Origin of the sequence: Pectobacterium punjabense, from assembly GCF_012427845.1 — a bacterium.
GTDB classification, from domain to species: domain Bacteria; phylum Pseudomonadota; class Gammaproteobacteria; order Enterobacterales; family Enterobacteriaceae; genus Pectobacterium; species Pectobacterium punjabense.
On record NZ_CP038498.1, the window covers coordinates 292,774 to 311,192 of the forward strand.

Below are 18,419 nucleotides of genomic sequence, written 5' to 3' on the forward strand. Positions count from 1 at the left end.
CGGTCAGCTCCAGAATTAATGGCGGAAGTGGCGCATGTCGGTAAAGATCATCGCAATGCCGTGTTCGTTGGCGGCAGCAATAACTTCATCATCACGAATAGACCCGCCCGGTTGGATCACACAGGTAATGCCAACGGCTGCGGCAGCATCAATACCATCACGGAATGGGAAGAACGCATCAGAGGCCATAGCAGAACCTTTTACTTCTAGCCCTTCATCGCCCGCTTTGATTCCGGCAATTTTCGCTGAGTAAACGCGGCTCATCTGACCGGCACCTATCCCGATGGTCATGTTGTCGCGTGCGTATACAATTGCATTAGATTTAACGAATTTAGCCACTTTCCAGCAGAAAAGGGCATCGCGTAACTCCTGTTCGCTTGGCTGGCGCTCGGTCACGATACGCAGCTGAGATGCATCGACCATACCCAGATCGCGATCCTGTACCAGCAAACCACCGTTGACGCGTTTGAAATCCAGAGCCGGAACGCGTTGCTGCCAGCTACCGCTGGTCAGGACGCGTACGTTTTGTTTGGCTGCGGTAACCTTCAGTGCGGCATCACTGGCAGATGGCGCAATAATGACTTCGACAAACTGACGGCTGATGATGGCCTGTGCCGTTTCTTCATCTAGTTCGCGGTTGAAGGCGATAATGCCGCCGAATGCAGATGTCGGGTCGGTTTTATAGGCGCGTTCGTAGGCATCAAGAATTGAGCCGCCAATCGCTACGCCACACGGGTTCGCGTGTTTAACGATAACGCAGGCTGGTTCGGCAAATTCCTTCACGCACTCCAGCGCCGCATCGGTATCGGCGATGTTGTTATAAGACAGCGCCTTGCCTTGTAACTGTATAGAAGTGGCGACCGAGGCCTCATGAATATTCTCTTCTATATAGAAGGCTGCTTGCTGATGACTATTCTCACCGTAGCGCATGTCCTGCTTTTTGATGTAGTTCAGGTTCAGCGTACGTGGGAAGTGGCCCGATGGTTTATCGGTTTCACCGTGGTAAGGCGGAACCAGTGCGCCAAAGTAGTTGGCAATCATACTGTCGTAAGCGGCGGTGTGTTCGAAGGCTTTAATCGCTAAATCGAAACGGGTTTCGTAGGTCAATGAGCCTTCGTTGGCGTCGATTTCATTAATAATAGCGCTGTAGTCGCTGCTCTTGACCACGATAGCCACATCTTTATGGTTCTTGGCGGCGGAGCGGACCATCGTCGGGCCGCCGATATCGATGTTCTCAACGGCATCTTCTAATGTGCAGTTCTCACGGGCGACGGTCTGAGCGAACGGATACAGATTCACAACGACGATATCAATCGGCTCGATGTCGTGCTGCGCCATGATCGCATCATCCCGATCGCGTCGTCCCAGAATGCCACCATGCACTTTCGGGTGCAGGGTCTTTACTCGCCCATCCATCATTTCCGGGAAACCGGTGTAGTCGGAGACTTCTGTCACGGCTAAGCCAGCATCAGCCAGCAAACGGGCGGTTCCACCAGTAGAAAGGAGCTCAACGCCACGATGGGACAGAGCTTGAGCAAATTCGACAATACCTGCTTTGTCAGAAACGCTGAGCAGAGCGCGGCGAATTGGACGACGTTGTTGCATGATGATGTTATCCCCTGGATTTGGGTAGTCAGTAAAGAACGGTATGTGAATATCGTCTTTGTTAGAGCAATGATTGCGGAATAAAGAGAAATATTCAGTTAGCGTTCGCCAAAACACGACGATTTTGAACGCGGTGAATTGTAGCGAAAACGTTTGCGTGATGCTCGTCAATTTTTGAGTTGAATGCTTTCTGTGGATAAGTTTGTGCAAAAATAGGTATAAGGCGGGGTTTTGCTGTGGAATGCAGCAAACAGTCATTTTTCTTTAAAATACCTATTGCGGCAGGTCGAGAAGTCCCTATAATGCGCCTCCATCGACACGGCGCTGTGAACACACAACCGGGTCGATAAAGAAAGAGAAAACGCTTTAAAATAAACGTTGACTCTGAAGGTGGAAAGCGTAAAATACGCCACCTCGCGAAGCGGTTAAGGCCGCAACGCACTGCTCTTTAACAATATAATCAGACAATCTGTGTGGGCACTCACAAGACCGTATCTTAACGATATAAAAAAGTCTTGAAGAGTGAACAACAGTAAATTCATTACGAATAAACAGTTTTAATTCTTTGAGCATCGCTGACGAGTTCAGCAAATCAAACAAATCTTAAATTGAAGAGTTTGATCATGGCTCAGATTGAACGCTGGCGGCAGGCCTAACACATGCAAGTCGAGCGGTAGCACAGGGGAGCTTGCTCCCTGGGTGACGAGCGGCGGACGGGTGAGTAATGTCTGGGAAACTGCCTGATGGAGGGGGATAACTACTGGAAACGGTAGCTAATACCGCATAACGTCTTCGGACCAAAGAGGGGGACCTTCGGGCCTCTTGCCATCGGATGTGCCCAGATGGGATTAGCTAGTAGGTGAGGTAATGGCTCACCTAGGCGACGATCCCTAGCTGGTCTGAGAGGATGACCAGCCACACTGGAACTGAGACACGGTCCAGACTCCTACGGGAGGCAGCAGTGGGGAATATTGCACAATGGGCGCAAGCCTGATGCAGCCATGCCGCGGTGTGAAGAAGGCCTTCGGGTTGTAAAGCACTTTCAGCGGGGAGGAAGGCGGTGAGATTAATACTCTCATCGATTGACGTTACCCGCAGAAGAAGCACCGGCTAACTCCGTGCCAGCAGCCGCGTAATACGGAGGGTGCAAGCGTTAATCGGAATGACTGGGCGTAAAGCGCACGCAGGCGGTCTGTTAAGTTGGATGTGAAATCCCGGGCTTAACCTGGGAACTGCATTCAAAACTGACAGGCTAGAGTCTTGTAGAGGGGTAGAATTCCAGGTGTAGCGGTGAAATGCGTAGAGATCTGGAGGAATACCGGTGGCGAAGGCGGCCCCCTGGACAAAGACTGACGCTCAGGTGCGAAAGCGTGGGGAGCAAACAGGATTAGATACCCTGGTAGTCCACGCTGTAAACGATGTCGATTTGGAGGTTGTGCCCTTGAGGCGTGGCTTCCGGAGCTAACGCGTTAAATCGACCGCCTGGGGAGTACGGCCGCAAGGTTAAAACTCAAATGAATTGACGGGGGCCCGCACAAGCGGTGGAGCATGTGGTTTAATTCGATGCAACGCGAAGAACCTTACCTACTCTTGACATCCAGAGAATTTGCTAGAGATAGCTTAGTGCCTTCGGGAACTCTGAGACAGGTGCTGCATGGCTGTCGTCAGCTCGTGTTGTGAAATGTTGGGTTAAGTCCCGCAACGAGCGCAACCCTTATCCTTTGTTGCCAGCGAGTAATGTCGGGAACTCAAAGGAGACTGCCGGTGATAAACCGGAGGAAGGTGGGGATGACGTCAAGTCATCATGGCCCTTACGAGTAGGGCTACACACGTGCTACAATGGCGTATACAAAGAGAAGCGACCTCGCGAGAGCAAGCGGACCTCATAAAGTACGTCGTAGTCCGGATTGGAGTCTGCAACTCGACTCCATGAAGTCGGAATCGCTAGTAATCGTAGATCAGAATGCTACGGTGAATACGTTCCCGGGCCTTGTACACACCGCCCGTCACACCATGGGAGTGGGTTGCAAAAGAAGTAGGTAGCTTAACCTTCGGGAGGGCGCTTACCACTTTGTGATTCATGACTGGGGTGAAGTCGTAACAAGGTAACCGTAGGGGAACCTGCGGTTGGATCACCTCCTTACCAAGAAGATGTGCGTTAAGTGAAGTGCTCACACAGATTGTCTGATGAAAATAACGAGCAGAAATACCTTAATAGGCTTGTAGCTCAGGTGGTTAGAGCGCACCCCTGATAAGGGTGAGGTCGGTGGTTCAAGTCCACTCAGGCCTACCAACTCTTCCATGAGTGGTATCTAAGGTAACTGTAAGTAGCGATGGGGTTATAGCTCAGCTGGGAGAGCGCCTGCCTTGCACGCAGGAGGTCTGCGGTTCGATCCCGCATAGCTCCACCATAACTACTCGTTATGATAAAAAAACATCAGAGTGTACCTGTTTGGGTGCACTGCGATGTTTTGCTCTTTAACAATCTGGAACAAGCTGAAAATTGAAACATGACAGCTGAACATGCATGACGGCCTTCGGGTGTGTCGTGGTGAATCAGTCTGTCAATGAGTCTCTCAAATAATCGCAGCGCGATGATGAATCGAAAGAGACATCTTCGGGTTGTGAGGTTAAGCGACTAAGCGTACACGGTGGATGCCTAGGCAGTCAGAGGCGATGAAGGGCGTGCTAATCTGCGATAAGCGTCGGTAAGCTGATATGAAGCGTTATACCCGACGATACCCGAATGGGGAAACCCAGTGTGTTTCGACACACTATCATTATGTGAATACATAGCGTAATGAGGCGAACCGGGGGAACTGAAACATCTCAGTACCCCGAGGAAAAGAAATCAACCGAGATTCCCCTAGTAGCGGCGAGCGAACGGGGAGGAGCCCAGAACCTGAATCAGTTTGTGTGTTAGTGGAAGCGTCTGGAAAGTCGCACAGTAAAGGGTGATAGTCCCGTACACAAAAATGCACAAGTTGTGAGTTCGATGAGTAGGGCGGGACACGTGACATCCTGTCTGAATATGGGGGGACCATCCTCCAAGGCTAAATACTCCTGACTGACCGATAGTGAACCAGTACCGTGAGGGAAAGGCGAAAAGAACCCCGGCGAGGGGAGTGAAATAGAACCTGAAACCGTGTACGTACAAGCAGTGGGAGCCTACTTGTTAGGTGACTGCGTACCTTTTGTATAATGGGTCAGCGACTTATATTCTGTAGCAAGGTTAACCGAATAGGGGAGCCGCAGGGAAACCGAGTCTTAACTGGGCGTTAAGTTGCAGGGTATAGACCCGAAACCCGGTGATTCAGCCATGGGCAGGTTGAAGGTTGGGTAACACTAACTGGAGGACCGAACCGACTAATGTTGAAAAATTAGCGGATGACTTGTGGCTGGGGGTGAAAGGCCAATCAAACCGGGAGATAGCTGGTTCTCCCCGAAAGCTATTTAGGTAGCGCCTCGTGAATTCATCTTCGGGGGTAGAGCACTGTTTCGGCTAGGGGGTCATCCCGACTTACCAACCCGATGCAAACTACGAATACCGAAGAATGTTATCACGGGAGACACACGGCGGGTGCTAACGTTCGTCGTGAAGAGGGAAACAACCCAGACCGCCAGCTAAGGTCCCAAAGTCATGGTTAAGTGGGAAACGATGTGGGAAGGCATAGACAGCCAGGATGTTGGCTTAGAAGCAGCCATCATTTAAAGAAAGCGTAATAGCTCACTGGTCGAGTCGGCCTGCGCGGAAGATGTAACGGGGCTAAACCATGCACCGAAGCTGCGGCAGCGACGCTTAGGCGTTGTTGGGTAGGGGAGCGTTCTGTAAGCCGTTGAAGGTGGCCTGTGAGGGTTGCTGGAGGTATCAGAAGTGCGAATGCTGACATAAGTAACGATAATGCGGGTGAAAAACCCGCACGCCGGAAGACCAAGGGTTCCTGTCCAACGTTAATCGGGGCAGGGTGAGTCGACCCCTAAGGCGAGGCTGAAAAGCGTAGTCGATGGGAAACAGGTTAATATTCCTGTACTCGGTGTTACTGCGAAGGGGGGACGGAGAAAGCTAGGTTATCCGGGCGACGGTTGTCCCGGTTTAAGCGTGAAGGTGGATGACTTTGGTAAATCCGGGTCATCGTTAACACTGAGGCGTGATGACGAGTCACTACGGTGATGAAGTAACCGATGCTACGCTTCCAGGAAAAGCCTCTAAGCTCCAGGTAACATCAAATCGTACCCCAAACCGACACAGGTGGTCAGGTAGAGAATACTCAGGCGCTTGAGAGAACTCGGGTGAAGGAACTAGGCAAAATGGTGCCGTAACTTCGGGAGAAGGCACGCTGATGGTAGGTGAAGTGACTTGCTCATGGAGCTGAAATCAGTCGAAGATACCAGCTGGCTGCAACTGTTTAATAAAAACACAGCACTGTGCAAACACGAAAGTGGACGTATACGGTGTGACGCCTGCCCGGTGCCGGAAGGTTAATTGATGGGGTCAGCCGCAAGGCGAAGCTCTTGATCGAAGCCCCGGTAAACGGCGGCCGTAACTATAACGGTCCTAAGGTAGCGAAATTCCTTGTCGGGTAAGTTCCGACCTGCACGAATGGCGTAATGATGGCCAGGCTGTCTCCACCCGAGACTCAGTGAAATTGAACTCGCTGTGAAGATGCAGTGTACCCGCGGCAAGACGGAAAGACCCCGTGAACCTTTACTATAGCTTGACACTGAACCTTGAGCCTTGATGTGTAGGATAGGTGGGAGGCTTTGAAGCGTGGACGCCAGTCTGCGTGGAGCCAACCTTGAAATACCACCCTTTAATGTTTGATGTTCTAACGTGGACCCGTAATCCGGGTTGCGGACAGTGTCTGGTGGGTAGTTTGACTGGGGCGGTCTCCTCCCAAAGCGTAACGGAGGAGCACGAAGGTTAGCTAATCCTGGTCGGACATCAGGAGGTTAGTGCAAAGGCATAAGCTAGCTTGACTGCGAGTGACAGCTCGAGCAGGTGCGAAAGCAGGTCTTAGTGATCCGGTGGTTCTGAATGGAAGGGCCATCGCTCAACGGATAAAAGGTACCCGGGGATAACAGGCTGATACCGCCCAAGAGTTCATATCGACGGCGGTGTTTGGCACCTCGATGTCGGCTCATCACATCCTGGGGCTGAAGTAGGTCCCAAGGGTATGGCTGTTCGCCATTTAAAGTGGTACGCGAGCTGGGTTTAGAACGTCGTGAGACAGTTCGGTCCCTATCTGCCGTGGGCGTTGGAAGATTGAGAGGGGTTGCTCCTAGTACGAGAGGACCGGAGTGAACGCACCACTGGTGTACGGGTTGTGATGCCAATTGCATTGCCCGGTAGCTAAGTGCGGAAGAGATAACCGCTGAAAGCATCTAAGCGGGAAACTTGCCTCGAGATGAGTCTTCCCTGGGCACTTGATGCCCCTGAAGGGCCGTTGAAGACGACGACGTAGATAGGCTGGGTGTGTAAGCGTAGCGATACGTTGAGCTGACCAGTACTAATGACCCGAGAGGCTTAACCTTACAACACCGAAGGTGTTTTGGTGTGATGAAAGACTCATAGAGAACGATATTCAGCTTGTTCGAAGATTGGTTCTGATGGTTGTGCGATACAAAAGAAAAGTAGAGCATAACGGTTGGAATGAAACAGAATTTGCCTGGCGGCGATAGCGCGGTGGTCCCACCTGACCCCATGCCGAACTCAGAAGTGAAACGCCGTAGCGCCGATGGTAGTGTGGGGCTTCCCCATGTGAGAGTAGGGAACTGCCAGGCATCAAACAAGTGGAAAGCCCTCGTCGAAAGACGAGGGCTTTTTGCTATGGGAGTTTTGGGTGCTTAGGAGATCGTATTTACGTATCTCTGTCGCTATCCGCTGATAGTCTGATGCATGCGACTATGCAAAGACGGTTTTTGGGGAAGTAGAAAGCTGTTTTCTCTCCAATGATTCGGTATGAATGACCGTCTGCCTCGCACAGTGTAACCGTGAGAACTATCATAATGCGATGAAGGGGAAAACCTGCGCAGATACGCAGGCTGATTGTTCTGGATTAGTGCAGGATCTGCGAGAGAAATGACTGTGTGCGTTCTGATCGAGGGCTAGAAAAGAAGATATCCGGCGGCGCTTGTTCCACGATCTCGCCCTGATCCATAAAGATCACCCGGTCAGCGACGGTTTTCGCGAACCCCATTTCGTGCGTTACACACAGCATCGTCATTCCATCTTGTGCCAGTCCCAGCATGGTATCTAGCACTTCTTTCACCATCTCAGGGTCCAGTGCGGACGTCGGTTCGTCGAACAGCATAATCTTGGGCTTCATGCATAGAGAACGCGCAATTGCCACGCGCTGCTGTTGGCCTCCAGATAGCTGTCCCGGAAATTTATGGGCATGCACTGCTATGCGTACTCGTTCCAGATAGTGCATTGCTATTTCTTCCGCTTCTTTCTTCGGCATATGTCGTACCCAGCATGGCGCAAGTGTGCAGTTCTGCAATACGGTTAAGTGTGGGAATAGATTAAAGTGCTGAAACACCATGCCGACTTCAGTACGAATTTTTTCGACATTGCGTAAATCGTTATTCAATTCAATACCATCAACAACAATCCGCCCTTGCTGATGTTCTTCGAGATGATTAATACAGCGTATGGTGGTTGATTTCCCCGAGCCGGAAGGACCGCACAGCACAATGCGTTCCCCTTGTCTGACCTGAAGATTAATGTCTTTAAGCACATGAAATTGCCCGTACCACTTATTCACATTTTCTAAGGTAATCATGTGATCGGTTGATTGAGTTAATGCAGTCTGATTCATGGATGGCCTCAGTGTGACTTGTGTCCGGTGTTAAAACGACTTTCCAGATATTGGCTATAGCGCGACATGCTGAAACAGAAAATCCAGTAGACCATGGCAGCAAAAACGTAACCTTCTGTAGACATCCCCAGCCAGGTGGGGTCGACCGTCGCCTGTTGGATGCTGCTGAATAGATCGAAAAGGCCGATGATGATCACCAGACTCGTGTCTTTAAAGAGAGAAATAATGGTATTCACCAGACCTGGGATAACCATTTTCAGCGCTTGCGGGAGGATGACCAGCCCCTGCATGCGCCAATAGCCTAAGCCCAGGGATTCAGCGGCTTCGTACTGCCCTTTAGGGAGCGCCTGCAAGCCACCGCGAACCACCTCGGCGACATAAGCAGATTGGAATAAAATCACGCCAACTAATGCCCTTAGCAGCTTGTCGATTGTGGTGCCTTCCGTTAAAAACAGCGGCAGCATCACGGATGACATAAAAAGCACGGTGATGAGCGGTACGCCACGCCAAAATTCGATGAACACGACGGAAAGCATACGAACAATCGGCAGTGTGGAACGGCGACCTAATGCGAGCAATATGCCAAGTGGTAACGCACCGGCGATACCCACGGCGGCGATGATCAACGTCAACGTTAAGCCGCCCCACTGATAGGTTTCTACTCTGCTGAGCCCACCAAAACCACCGTAAAGCAGCCACCAGGCGATGAGTGGGTAAGCCACTGTCCAGACGGCAATGTAACGCCCGCGATAGGGAATGGTTTTCAGGAACATCGGTAGGATACTGAGCAGCCCGATAGCGAGTGCAAAGTTAATGCGCCAGACTTCCGTTGCCGGATACAGTCCATACATGAAATGACCAAATCTGGCATGAATGAAGACCCAACAGGCGCCATCACGCGTACAGTCATTACGAGTTGTGCCAATCCAGTTAGCCTGAAAGATTGCCCAGTTGAGCAGCGGTGGTATGGCAACCCACAATAGCCAGAGGCAAAACAGTGTTAACAGGCTATTGCCAATACTGGAGAAGAGATTATGCCGCGCCCACTGCATGGCTCTGAACAGAGGCGACTGACGGTCTTGCGTATAATGTTTTATCGTCATTACGTCCTCTTAGCGTTCGACTAACGCGATTCTTCGGTTATATAGATTCATCAGCAGCGAAATCAGCAGGCTGATAATGAGGTAGACCGACATGGTAATGGCGATGGTCTCAATGGCCTGACCGGTCTGATTCAGCACCGTTCCCGCGAACAGCGACACCATATCGGGATAGCCAATCGCGGCAGCCAGCGACGAATTCTTCACAATATTGAGGTACTGGCTGGTTAGTGGCGGAATGATGACCCGCAGCGCCTGCGGAAGGATGACTTTGCGCAGCGTAACGGGATTCGGTAAGCCGAGAGAACGTGCCGCCTCATGTTGACCGTGGGAAACCGATTGGATACCAGAACGAATAATCTCGGCGATAAACGATGAGGTGTAGACCGACAGGGCGACAGTCAATGCGGCTAGTTCAGGGATCAACACCATACCACCGCGGAAATTAAACCCTTTTAATTCCGGCACATCCCAGTGAAAAGCGGGGCCGGAAATCAGATGGCTGAGTGTACACAGGACAAGCAACAAACCCAACGTCAGCGGCCAGGTTCTACGCACCTGACCAGTTAACGCGTGATAGCGCTGATTACGCCGAAAGACAACCCATGTCACCACGAGCGTGATCAACAGAGAAAGCAAAAACGCAGCGGTGCCTGGCCCCATCTCAGGGGATGGCAGATAAAAACCTCGGTTGCTGAGAAACGCGATATCAAATGCACTGATGGACTGGCGCGGGCCCGGTAGATTTCGCAGTACGGCAAAATACCAGAAAAAGATTTGCAATAGCGGCGGGATATTACGAAATATCTCGATGTAAATGTTGGATATTTTCCGTAGTAGCCAGTTGTCGGATAGTCGTGCGAGACCAATGGTAAAGCCGAGAATAGAAGCGAATACGATGCACAATGCCGAAACCAAAAGCGTGTTGAATAGACCGACAAGAAACACGCGGGCGTAGGTATCGCCTTGTTGATAGTCAATCAGGTGCTGGACGATGCCAAAGCCGGCGCTTTTATTCAGGAAATCGAAGCCAGAGGTGATGCCCCTCTGTGCCAGATTGGTCACGGTGTTGTGCAACAGGTAAGCCGCGACAGCCAATACCGCGATAACAACGATAATTTGATACAGCCAGGCGCGCACCGCTGGATTAGTCAGTGATAAATCACCTTTTACGGTTGGGCGTTGTAGCATGCTGAAACCTCGAAACGGGGGTACTGAGGGGCGCAGCGATCTACTGCGCCCAGGTTTTTCTGATAATTAACGTACCGCTGGCGCGTACTGGATACCGCCTTTGTTCCACAGTTCGTTCAGGCCGCGCTTAATTTTCAACTCGCTGCCCATACCGACATTACGCTCGAAGATTTCGCCGTAGTTGCCGACCTGTTTGATGATTTTGAACGCCCAGTCGTTTGGTAATTTAAGATCTTTGCCGTAGCTGCCTTCATGACCCAGTAGATGAGACATATCTGGCGTGGTAGGTTTTGCTGCCAGCTGGTCGACGTTTTTCGAGGTCACACCCATTTCTTCGGCATTCAACATAGCGAACAGCGTCCAGCGGACGATAGAGAACCACTCTTCATCGCCACGGCGTACTACCGGGCCCAGCGGCTCTTTAGAGATGACTTCTGGCAGGACGATGAATTCGGCAGGTTTGCTCAGCTTGATGCGCAGTGCGTACAGCTGTGACTGATCTGATGCCAGCGTATCGCAACGGCCAGACTCCAGCGCTTTGGCACTTTCATCAGAGCGATCGAACGTGACGGGGGTGTACTGCATCTTATGAGTCTTGAAGTAGTCTGCGACGTTCAGCTCAGTATCGGTTCCAGCCTGAATACAAACGGTTGCACCATCCAGTTCTTTGGCGCTGGTTAAGCCCGCTTTGTTATGCGTCAGGAAGCCAATACCGTCGTAGTAGGTGACGCCAGTAAAGAGCATACCCATGCCGCCATCACGAGAAGAGGTCCAGGTGGTGTTGCGCGACAGCACATCCACTTCACCGGATTGCAGTGCGGTGAAGCGTTCTTTCGCCGTCAGCGGCGTGTATTTAACTTTATTGGCATCACCGAATACGGCGGCAGCAAGGCCGCGGCACACGTCAACATCAATACCGGAGTATTTGCCGCTGGCGTCTGCATAGGAAAAACCGGGTAAGCCATCACTGATACCGCATTGTACAAATCCTTTCTTCTGAATCGCATCTAGCGTTGCACCAGCATGGGCTTGATTGATTGCGGCAAAGAGCGACGCGCCAGCAACCAGAGTAGAAATCACTATTCTTTTCATAATCATCCTAGCGTCTAAAGTTATTTGCTGTTTTTGAAGTACACAATAAAGGTGCACCTTACCTGTCTGTCGGGATGCCGACGTGAGCAGAGCGAAGCAAATAAAATGCCAATTTTTTATTTGCTTGATAATGAAGACGAAAAGGAAGGGTTATTGATCTAAGTGGGTAATTCTAATTGGGTATGTGCGCACCGTAATAAATGCAAAGAGGCCGGTGCGCCCTCTTTTAGTGCGTCAAAATGGAGATCGTGAAGCGTCTTCAGGTTTGCCTGTTGAGCAGGGAGAGTCTGGGAACACGGTAATGTCATCAGCCCAGCGGATGGCGTGGGCTGATGCGGGAGGTGTTAGTGCGTGATGTGACGCTGATAATACTTTTCGAGCTTAACCTGTAGCTGGCTCAGCACGGTGCTGAACATCAGATAAATTAGCGCAGCCTCGACATACAGAATCAGAGGTTCGTAGGTCACGGAAACGATGCGCTGAGCGGATAAGAACATCTCCGGCACGGTAATGACAGCGGCCAGCGACGTATCCTTGATTAAGGAAATAAACGTATTGGAGAGAGGAGGCAGCGACACGAAAACGGACTGCGGGAAGATGACCCAGCGAATCGCCTGTCTGCCATTCATGCCGAGAGAATAGGCGGCATTCCATTGGCCTTTCGGGACAGACAAAATGGCCCCGCGGACGATCTCCGAGCTATAGGCTCCCACGCTGATGGTGAAACCAATGAGTGCAGCAGGGAAGGCATCCAGCGTAATCCCCGCACTGGGCAGCCCATAAAAAATCAGGAAAAGCTGCACCAGCAACGGTGTGCCACGGATAACCCAAACGTAGAAATCACCCAGCCATTTCAGCGGCTTGGGGCCATAGAGGCGAACCAGCGCGATGAGAATGCCGAGAGCTAGGCCAAAGATAAAAGACAGGATAGCCAGAGGGACGGTAAATTTCAGTCCCGCAGAGAGCAGGCTCCAAAAGGAGTCTGCCATGAGTTGTAGCCAAGGCGGCATGAAAACGAGCTCCGATAACGGTATGCGCTAACCACAGAGCGCGCCAGTGATCATCATCTTGATGGCAGCGCGCTCTGATAACAGTGCGATTATTGAGAAACATCCTCCCCGAAGTATCGCACAGATATCGTTTTATAGGTGCCGTCCGCTTTGATTTCATCCAGAGCTTTATTCAATGCTTCCACCAGTGTTGCCTGGTTTTTGCGCACCAGAATCGCGGAAGGTTCGCCGTCTTTTGAGGTCGCGGCAATCTTCACGTTGGCATCCGGCTTATGCTTTTTGAAATCCAGAAATGACAGGTTGTCGTTTAACGTGGCGTCAGCACGGCCGCTGAGTACCAGATCCAGAGACTGGTTAAAACCGTCCGTCGGCACAATGTCTGCACCGTAGCTGGTGGCTTGCTTAGAGTAATTACTGGTCAGGCTCTGAGCCGCTTTTTTGCCTTTCAGATCGCTGAAATCTTTGAGGGTGGTGTTATCGCCACGGACAACCAGCACCGCCTTGGAATCGATATACGGCTTGGAGAAATCATACTTGGCCTGACGCTCTTTGGTTACGCCAACCTGATTGATGACGGCATCGTAGCGCTTGGCATCGATACCGGCGATTAACCCGTCCCAACGCCCTTCAATAAACTGGGCTTTCACGCCGAGCTTTTCTGCCACTGCACGGCCAATATCCACATCGAAACCAACCAACTGGCCTGACTTATCATGATAGGTGTAAGGCGCATAGGTGCCTTCTGTGCCGATCTTGAGAACGCCTGCGGACTTGATGGCGCTAAGGTCATCGGCATGAGCGAATACGCTGGTAGCAAGCAGGGCGCTGGTCAGTAAAGCAAAACGTATTTTTTTCATTATGAATTCCTGTGAGTGGTATGCAGCGATGTGCTTATAACTTTTGTTAATAATGAATCTACGCGACAACACATCTGTTTATAAATCACGTTGTGTGATGATTTATATCAGAAGTGAATATAGTCCTGAACGTAGTTTGTAGTGAATATAGTGCTCTTGCTCGGTTTTAACCATCTTGTGCGAGAGAACGATAGAAAAAGTCTGCTGCTGCCGTAAATGTTACCCTGCTGTCACAATCGGCTTCTATCCTCAAAGGACATCATTGCTTTTGCCACTACCCAGCAGGAGATAACAATGAAGATCCGTATCGCCAGCTATAACGTCGAGAACCTGTTCCACCGTAGCGCGATTCTCAACCTCCCCGATTCCCGGCAGATTGACGCTTTATTGCAGCAGGTCAGGCAGCTTCAGCATCTTCTTGAACAGCCCCAATACGACGATGCGCTGAAAGATCAGGTGTTCCGCCTTTCTATCGCACTGCGCCCTTATATTGATATTCGCACCGACGCGGGCACGCTGGGGCGATGGAAAAAGGAGGGCGCCGGCACAGGATTCCAGATTAATAAAAGCTGCCGGGGACGCGGGGATTGGATCGGCGAAATCGTGTTTAAGGCGCAGGAGTTCAGCAGTCAGCAGCGTAAGAATACGGGCAAGATTATCACCCTGCTTAACGCCGACATCCTGTGCGCCGTTGAAGTTGAAAACATGGATGTCCTGCGTGATTTCAACAATCAGGTGCTGAGGGACGATAAATTCAGCCAGTTCGTGATGATCGACAGCCCGAACGATCCGCGCGGTATTGATGTCGCTTGCCTGACGCGCTATCGGATTGCCCAGCTCCGCACGCATATTTTTGATGCCGGGAAGCGTTTCGATCCCGTCTTTAGTCGAGATTGTCTCGAAGTGACGCTGGATGCTGGCCTCAAACAGCCGATTTATATTCTGTGTAACCATTTCAAAAGCCAGAGCGGTCAAACTGAAGAAGAACGACAGCGTGGGGCGGAGAAGCGCCGCGATCAGGCCGAACGCGTCGCGGAGATTGTGCAACAGACTTACGATCTCAAGAAGGATTACGTGGTCATTCTCGGCGATTTGAACGAGGATTCGTCAAACCTCTGGCACAGCTTGGCTCCGCTGTTTTCCCTGTCAGATTTGCATCCCGTTATTGACCCTGAACGCCCGGAAAAAGAGCGCTACACCTACTATTTCGCTGGTGGCAAGAAGGGCGCGCGGTTAAATCAGCTGGACTACATTTTCCTTTCTGCACCGCTGCATCAGGCGGTTGTGGAGTGGGGCGTCGAGCGTCGGGGGATTTATAATATCGATAAGATTGCCGCCAAAGAGGGCGCGGAACCCGTTACGCCGCTACCGGAAGTCACCTCATGGGACACGGCGGCGTCCGACCATGCCGCGCTCTGGGTAGACGTGGATATTACCTGATGGCCGCTTTATGGCTATCATGGCGTGAGAACACAGAGCAATCATAGCCATATAACAGAGGAAGATGATGAGTAAGCAAGGATTAGAGCAATACCCAGACGCGCTACGCTGGTCATTTGGCGACAGCCCCGCGCTGGCGGATGAGCTGCTGCAACTGGTACTCGAAGGGCATAAAACCGCAACCTGTAGCTCGTATCACGCGTTTAAAAACGAGGAAACGCCACAGGTCGGCGATTACAACATCGTTCTGGACGGTGCCGGACAGCCTTCCTGCGTGATTCGAACGCGTTCGTTAACGCTCGTGCGCTACTGCGATATTACCGCTGAGATGGCAGCGAAAGAAGGCGAAGGGGATAAAAGCCTGGCTTTCTGGCGCGAAGGCCATCAGAGGTATTTTGAAAGAGAAGGCACCTTCGCCCCGGATATGCTGCTGGTGTTCGAAGAGTTTGAGCTGGTCGAGGTGTTTTGATTCTGGGTCGGCGACTGCTTAGTCTGGCTGTGTTTTATTGATACATCTAGACTACCCGTGACAAACGACATATTAGGGGCGGTTCAGGCGTTTAATGGGTTAGCTAGCCAACATTGTATCAATCAAACGAAGTGTCTTTACACGCTTCGCTGCAACGTTCAAACAGAGAAGTACGCCGACTCAACAAACCGCCTAGGGGTAGTTGAGTCGGTGTGTTTCGTGAATTTTTGCGTACACTATTCTTCAGATAGTGGAGACTGTAAGGGAAGCAGGTAGTCAGAATCATAATCATCCATGAGATCATTTCTGTAGGACGATAATAATCGTAATGCGAAACTGGTCTGTTCAAGGTTTGCTTCATCCATCGCGGCAAATACCGTGAGTTTTACCAGTTCATAAGACTGATTCAGATCGTACGATCTGGCTTCAGGATCGTCAGCAATTTCAGGATCTATGTTCATCAGCAAAAAAATAGCTGCGGCCTGAAATGCGGTCCTTTTGTTTGCATCATTAAAAGCATGAGCTTTAGCAATGGCTATTAGGTAAAGAGCCGCAAGTTTAAAAATATCGTTGCATGACTCGTAGAAATGTAAGTTCTCGACTCTTGAAAGTGCTCCACCCAACCTGTTTCTGTCAGGAGGACCGCTACTAGCCAATGTATCTTGTTGAATTTCAATTACCTGGTCCATAGTGAGAAATTCAAACATTATTTGTCTCCGAGTATTTTTATGACACCCGCATGTCGTTTTTGTGTTCTCGTTTTTGCCTCGACAAAACTTAATTTTTTGGGCTGCGATACTGTTTGTCTTTTTTCATAATGCTCAGTACTGCTACCTCGGCGGGTACTTCCACTTGTAGATACAAAGAGAGTCCTGGGCGTTGGGAATACCGGCACCTCTTCGCCAGTCTTAACTCGGCTACTCCCTCTGGGAGTAGAAGAATACGCACCAGCGCTTTCCTCTGGGAAGCCTGCGATCTGGTTCCCCTGCAACTCGAGATCGGGTTTACCTCGCTGAGTAACAATAAAATCTACACCATTACGAAGTTCATCAAGAACCTCGGTCAGATGTTCACGCATGTAGGTATAGGTTATCGATTTCATAAAAATTCCGACGCAGCAAATTTGTACATGTACAGATTAGCAAAAGGAATGCTCTTGCATAAGCTTGTGCCACCCAAAACGCACATTTACTACATTGAAATGGCCGCTGGCTTACGCCATTGTTGAATTGGACAACCCAGAATCGAAAGAGATTTTAACGTTCGTGTTAGCGGAACGGCTAGATAACTTGCACAGGCTCTTTCATGCGTCGGAAACCGATAAAGCAGAAGGGATGAGTCATTAACAACGAATTCCTCATCTCGCAGACGAAATAGCTCAGGTTGCCACGCAAATAGACGGCAAAGAAAAAGGCGCTTAACCCAAGAGGTAAAGCGCCTTTTTTCAAATGCTTAACTGATTAGTATCAGTTCATGCCGTATTTTTTCAATTTCTTACGCAGAGTACCGCGGTTGATGCCCATCATCAGGGCAGCGCGGGTTTGGTTACCGCGGGTGTATTGCATCACCATGTCCAACAGTGGCTGTTCAACTTCAGCCAATACCAGCTCATACAGGTCACTTACATCCTGACCGTTCAATTGAGCAAAATAGTTCTTCAGTGCCTGTTTAACCGAGTCGCGCAGGGGTTTTTGGGTTACCTGAGCCTGAGAGTTTACAGTGGAAACGGTCAGTACGTCAGAATTCACGCGTTGTTCGAACATAGTTCTGTCAGCTCTTTTTCTGTTTACGCAAGATTTTCAAAATATGCCTTCAACGCCTCCAGCTGCTCGCTGGCATCCTCAATGGCGTTGAATGTGCGCCTAAACTGGTCGTTTGGGGCATGCTCCTGGAGATACCAGGATACGTGCTTACGAGCAATACGAAATCCCTTGCCTGGACCATAAAAGTCGTGCAATTCCCGTATATGCTCGATCAACAAGCGCTTGACCTCTGCCAACGGCAGTGGTGCCAGCAACTCCCCTGTGTCCAGATAATGCTGGATTTCCCGAAAGATCCAGGGTCTTCCCTGAGCGGCTCGTCCTATCATCAGGGCGTCAGCCCCGGTGTAGTCAAGAACCGCTCTGGCTTTATGCGGGTCTGTAATGTCGCCATTCGCAATAATAGGAATGGAAACGGCCTGCTTAACTGCCCGAATGCTGTCGTATTCCGCGGAACCATTGAACAGGCACGCACGGGTGCGTCCGTGAATAGTTAACGCCTGAATGCCACAGTCTTCAGCCAGTTTGGCAATTTCTACACAGTTGCGGTGCTCTGGTGCCCAACCGGTACGGATCTTCAGTGTCACCGGTACGTCTACCGCTTTCACCACCGAAGAGAGGATCTGTTTGACCAAATCCGGATACTGCAACAATGCAGATCCTGCCATCTTGCGGTTCACCTTCTTCGCCGGGCAGCCCATATTGATGTCAATGATCTGCGCGCCGGAATCAGCGTTGATTCTCGCTGCCGCCGCCATCTCATCGGGGTCACAACCGGCAATCTGCACGGCCCTGATACCCGGTTCATCGCTATGAACCATTCGCAAACGCGACTTGTCTGAACGCCACACTTCCGGGTTGGAAGAAAGCATTTCAGACACGGTCATTCCAGCGCCCATCGCATGACAGAGTGCTCTAAATGGGCGATCGCTAATACCAGCCATTGGGGCTGCTATCAAACGATTGGTAAGCTGAAATTGTCCAATGTGCATAGACAAAAATTGACCATACTGTGCCTGCAAGGGCGCGTATATTACGCATTTTTTACGTCAGATGAAAGGCCAAACTTTGACCAAT

14 protein-coding genes, 2 tRNA genes and 3 rRNA genes are annotated in these 18,419 nt (G+C 50.7%); 8 read left to right on the plus strand and 11 right to left on the minus strand.

The features are described 5' to 3' along the window. Window positions 1–15: 15 nt before the first annotated feature. The gene (gene purH, locus E2566_RS01340) at window positions 16–1,605 is read right to left on the minus strand and encodes a bifunctional phosphoribosylaminoimidazolecarboxamide formyltransferase/IMP cyclohydrolase (RefSeq protein ID WP_107170979.1); all 1,590 of its coding nucleotides are present in this window, start codon (window positions 1,603–1,605) and stop codon (window positions 16–18) included. A gap of 605 nt (window positions 1,606–2,210) precedes the next feature. On the opposite strand from purH, the gene E2566_RS01345 reads away from it, so the two are divergent. The 5 genes from E2566_RS01345 to rrf all read left to right on the plus strand — a co-directional run bounded on the left by E2566_RS01345 (window position 2,211) and on the right by rrf (window position 7,386). Then, window positions 2,211–3,748, plus strand: a 16S ribosomal RNA gene (locus E2566_RS01345). Between the two features lie 73 nt (window positions 3,749–3,821). Further along, a tRNA-Ile gene (locus tag E2566_RS01350) sits at window positions 3,822–3,898 on the plus strand. A gap of 42 nt (window positions 3,899–3,940) precedes the next feature. Beyond that, window positions 3,941–4,016 (plus strand) — tRNA-Ala (locus E2566_RS01355). 217 nt (window positions 4,017–4,233) lie between these two features. Further along, window positions 4,234–7,137: ribosomal RNA gene (locus E2566_RS01360) — 23S ribosomal RNA — on the plus strand. Between the two features lie 133 nt (window positions 7,138–7,270). Further along, a 5S ribosomal RNA gene (gene rrf / locus E2566_RS01365) occupies window positions 7,271–7,386 on the plus strand. The 16S, 23S and 5S rRNA genes sit together here with 2 tRNA genes alongside, the layout of an rRNA operon. Window positions 7,387–7,661: 275 nt before the next feature. On the opposite strand, the gene E2566_RS01370 is transcribed toward rrf, so the two are convergent. From E2566_RS01370 to E2566_RS01395, 6 genes are all read right to left on the minus strand, one after another. Then, entirely contained in the window at window positions 7,662–8,423 is a 762-nt protein-coding gene (locus tag E2566_RS01370; RefSeq protein WP_107170691.1) for an amino acid ABC transporter ATP-binding protein, read from the minus strand. Window positions 8,424–8,431: 8 nt separating this feature from the next. Beyond that, entirely contained in the window at window positions 8,432–9,526 is a 1,095-nt protein-coding gene (locus E2566_RS01375; RefSeq protein ID WP_107170692.1) for an amino acid ABC transporter permease, read from the minus strand. Window positions 9,527–9,535: 9 nt separating this feature from the next. Continuing rightward, window positions 9,536–10,714: an amino acid ABC transporter permease gene (locus tag E2566_RS01380; protein ID WP_107170693.1), complete on the minus strand. Its 1,179-nt coding sequence runs from the start codon at window positions 10,712–10,714 to the stop codon at window positions 9,536–9,538. A 66-nt stretch (window positions 10,715–10,780) separates the two neighbouring features. Continuing rightward, window positions 10,781–11,806: an amino acid ABC transporter substrate-binding protein gene (locus E2566_RS01385; protein WP_005975324.1), complete on the minus strand. Its 1,026-nt coding sequence runs from the start codon at window positions 11,804–11,806 to the stop codon at window positions 10,781–10,783. Window positions 11,807–12,150: 344 nt separating this feature from the next. Continuing rightward, on the minus strand, window positions 12,151–12,816 hold the full coding sequence (locus E2566_RS01390; protein ID WP_039498201.1) for an amino acid ABC transporter permease: 666 nt from the start codon (window positions 12,814–12,816) through the stop codon (window positions 12,151–12,153). Between the two features lie 89 nt (window positions 12,817–12,905). Continuing rightward, entirely contained in the window at window positions 12,906–13,673 is a 768-nt protein-coding gene (locus tag E2566_RS01395) for an amino acid ABC transporter substrate-binding protein (protein ID WP_107170694.1), read from the minus strand. A gap of 294 nt (window positions 13,674–13,967) precedes the next feature. On the opposite strand from E2566_RS01395, the gene E2566_RS01400 reads away from it, so the two are divergent. Beyond that, a complete protein-coding gene (locus E2566_RS01400) occupies window positions 13,968–15,113 on the plus strand; it encodes an endonuclease/exonuclease/phosphatase family protein (RefSeq protein WP_107170695.1) in 1,146 nt (381 codons plus the stop codon). A 67-nt stretch (window positions 15,114–15,180) separates the two neighbouring features. Further along, on the plus strand, window positions 15,181–15,582 hold the full coding sequence (locus E2566_RS01405) for an ASCH domain-containing protein (protein WP_107170696.1): 402 nt from the start codon (window positions 15,181–15,183) through the stop codon (window positions 15,580–15,582). Between the two features lie 236 nt (window positions 15,583–15,818). Here the strand turns inward: E2566_RS01405 and E2566_RS01410 are convergent, their stop codons facing one another. Further along, on the minus strand, window positions 15,819–16,289 hold the full coding sequence (locus E2566_RS01410; RefSeq protein ID WP_107170697.1) for a type II toxin-antitoxin system death-on-curing family toxin: 471 nt from the start codon (window positions 16,287–16,289) through the stop codon (window positions 15,819–15,821). Then, a complete protein-coding gene (locus E2566_RS01415) occupies window positions 16,289–16,684 on the minus strand; it encodes a type II toxin-antitoxin system Phd/YefM family antitoxin (RefSeq protein WP_107170698.1) in 396 nt (131 codons plus the stop codon). Before E2566_RS01415 ends, E2566_RS01410 begins: the two co-directional genes overlap by 1 nt. A 58-nt stretch (window positions 16,685–16,742) precedes the next feature. Here E2566_RS01415 and E2566_RS21750 point away from each other — a divergent pair, with 58 nt between their 5' ends. Next, window positions 16,743–16,928 carry a hypothetical protein gene (locus E2566_RS21750; RefSeq protein WP_107170699.1) on the plus strand — a complete coding sequence of 62 codons (186 nt, stop codon included), beginning with the start codon at window positions 16,743–16,745 and terminating at the stop codon, window positions 16,926–16,928. Window positions 16,929–17,048: 120 nt separating this feature from the next. Here E2566_RS21750 and fis read toward each other — a convergent pair whose 3' ends face one another. Further along, window positions 17,049–17,345, minus strand: coding sequence for a DNA-binding transcriptional regulator Fis (gene fis, locus E2566_RS01420; protein WP_005975342.1), 297 nt, complete (start codon window positions 17,343–17,345; stop codon window positions 17,049–17,051). Window positions 17,346–17,368: 23 nt separating this feature from the next. Continuing rightward, the gene (gene dusB / locus E2566_RS01425) at window positions 17,369–18,334 is read right to left on the minus strand and encodes a tRNA dihydrouridine synthase DusB (RefSeq protein WP_107170700.1); all 966 of its coding nucleotides are present in this window, start codon (window positions 18,332–18,334) and stop codon (window positions 17,369–17,371) included. Window positions 18,335–18,419: the final 85 nt, after the last annotated feature.

Coding starts and splice junctions, on each gene's coding strand:
- E2566_RS01390 (WP_039498201.1), bottom strand. CDS start 12,816: ATGCCGCCTTGGCTACAACTCATGGCAGACTCCTTTTGGAGCCTGCTC.
- dusB (WP_107170700.1), bottom strand. CDS start 18,334: ATGCACATTGGACAATTTCAGCTTACCAATCGTTTGATAGCAGCCCCA.
- E2566_RS01405 (WP_107170696.1), top strand. CDS start 15,181: ATGAGTAAGCAAGGATTAGAGCAATACCCAGACGCGCTACGCTGGTCA.
- E2566_RS01410 (WP_107170697.1), bottom strand. CDS start 16,289: ATGTTTGAATTTCTCACTATGGACCAGGTAATTGAAATTCAACAAGAT.
- E2566_RS01370 (WP_107170691.1), bottom strand. CDS start 8,423: ATGAATCAGACTGCATTAACTCAATCAACCGATCACATGATTACCTTA.
- E2566_RS01385 (WP_005975324.1), bottom strand. CDS start 11,806: ATGAAAAGAATAGTGATTTCTACTCTGGTTGCTGGCGCGTCGCTCTTT.
- E2566_RS01400 (WP_107170695.1), top strand. CDS start 13,968: ATGAAGATCCGTATCGCCAGCTATAACGTCGAGAACCTGTTCCACCGT.
- E2566_RS01380 (WP_107170693.1), bottom strand. CDS start 10,714: ATGCTACAACGCCCAACCGTAAAAGGTGATTTATCACTGACTAATCCA.
- fis (WP_005975342.1), bottom strand. CDS start 17,345: ATGTTCGAACAACGCGTGAATTCTGACGTACTGACCGTTTCCACTGTA.
- purH (WP_107170979.1), bottom strand. CDS start 1,605: ATGCAACAACGTCGTCCAATTCGCCGCGCTCTGCTCAGCGTTTCTGAC.
- E2566_RS01375 (WP_107170692.1), bottom strand. CDS start 9,526: ATGACGATAAAACATTATACGCAAGACCGTCAGTCGCCTCTGTTCAGA.
- E2566_RS01415 (WP_107170698.1), bottom strand. CDS start 16,684: ATGAAATCGATAACCTATACCTACATGCGTGAACATCTGACCGAGGTT.
- E2566_RS01395 (WP_107170694.1), bottom strand. CDS start 13,673: ATGAAAAAAATACGTTTTGCTTTACTGACCAGCGCCCTGCTTGCTACC.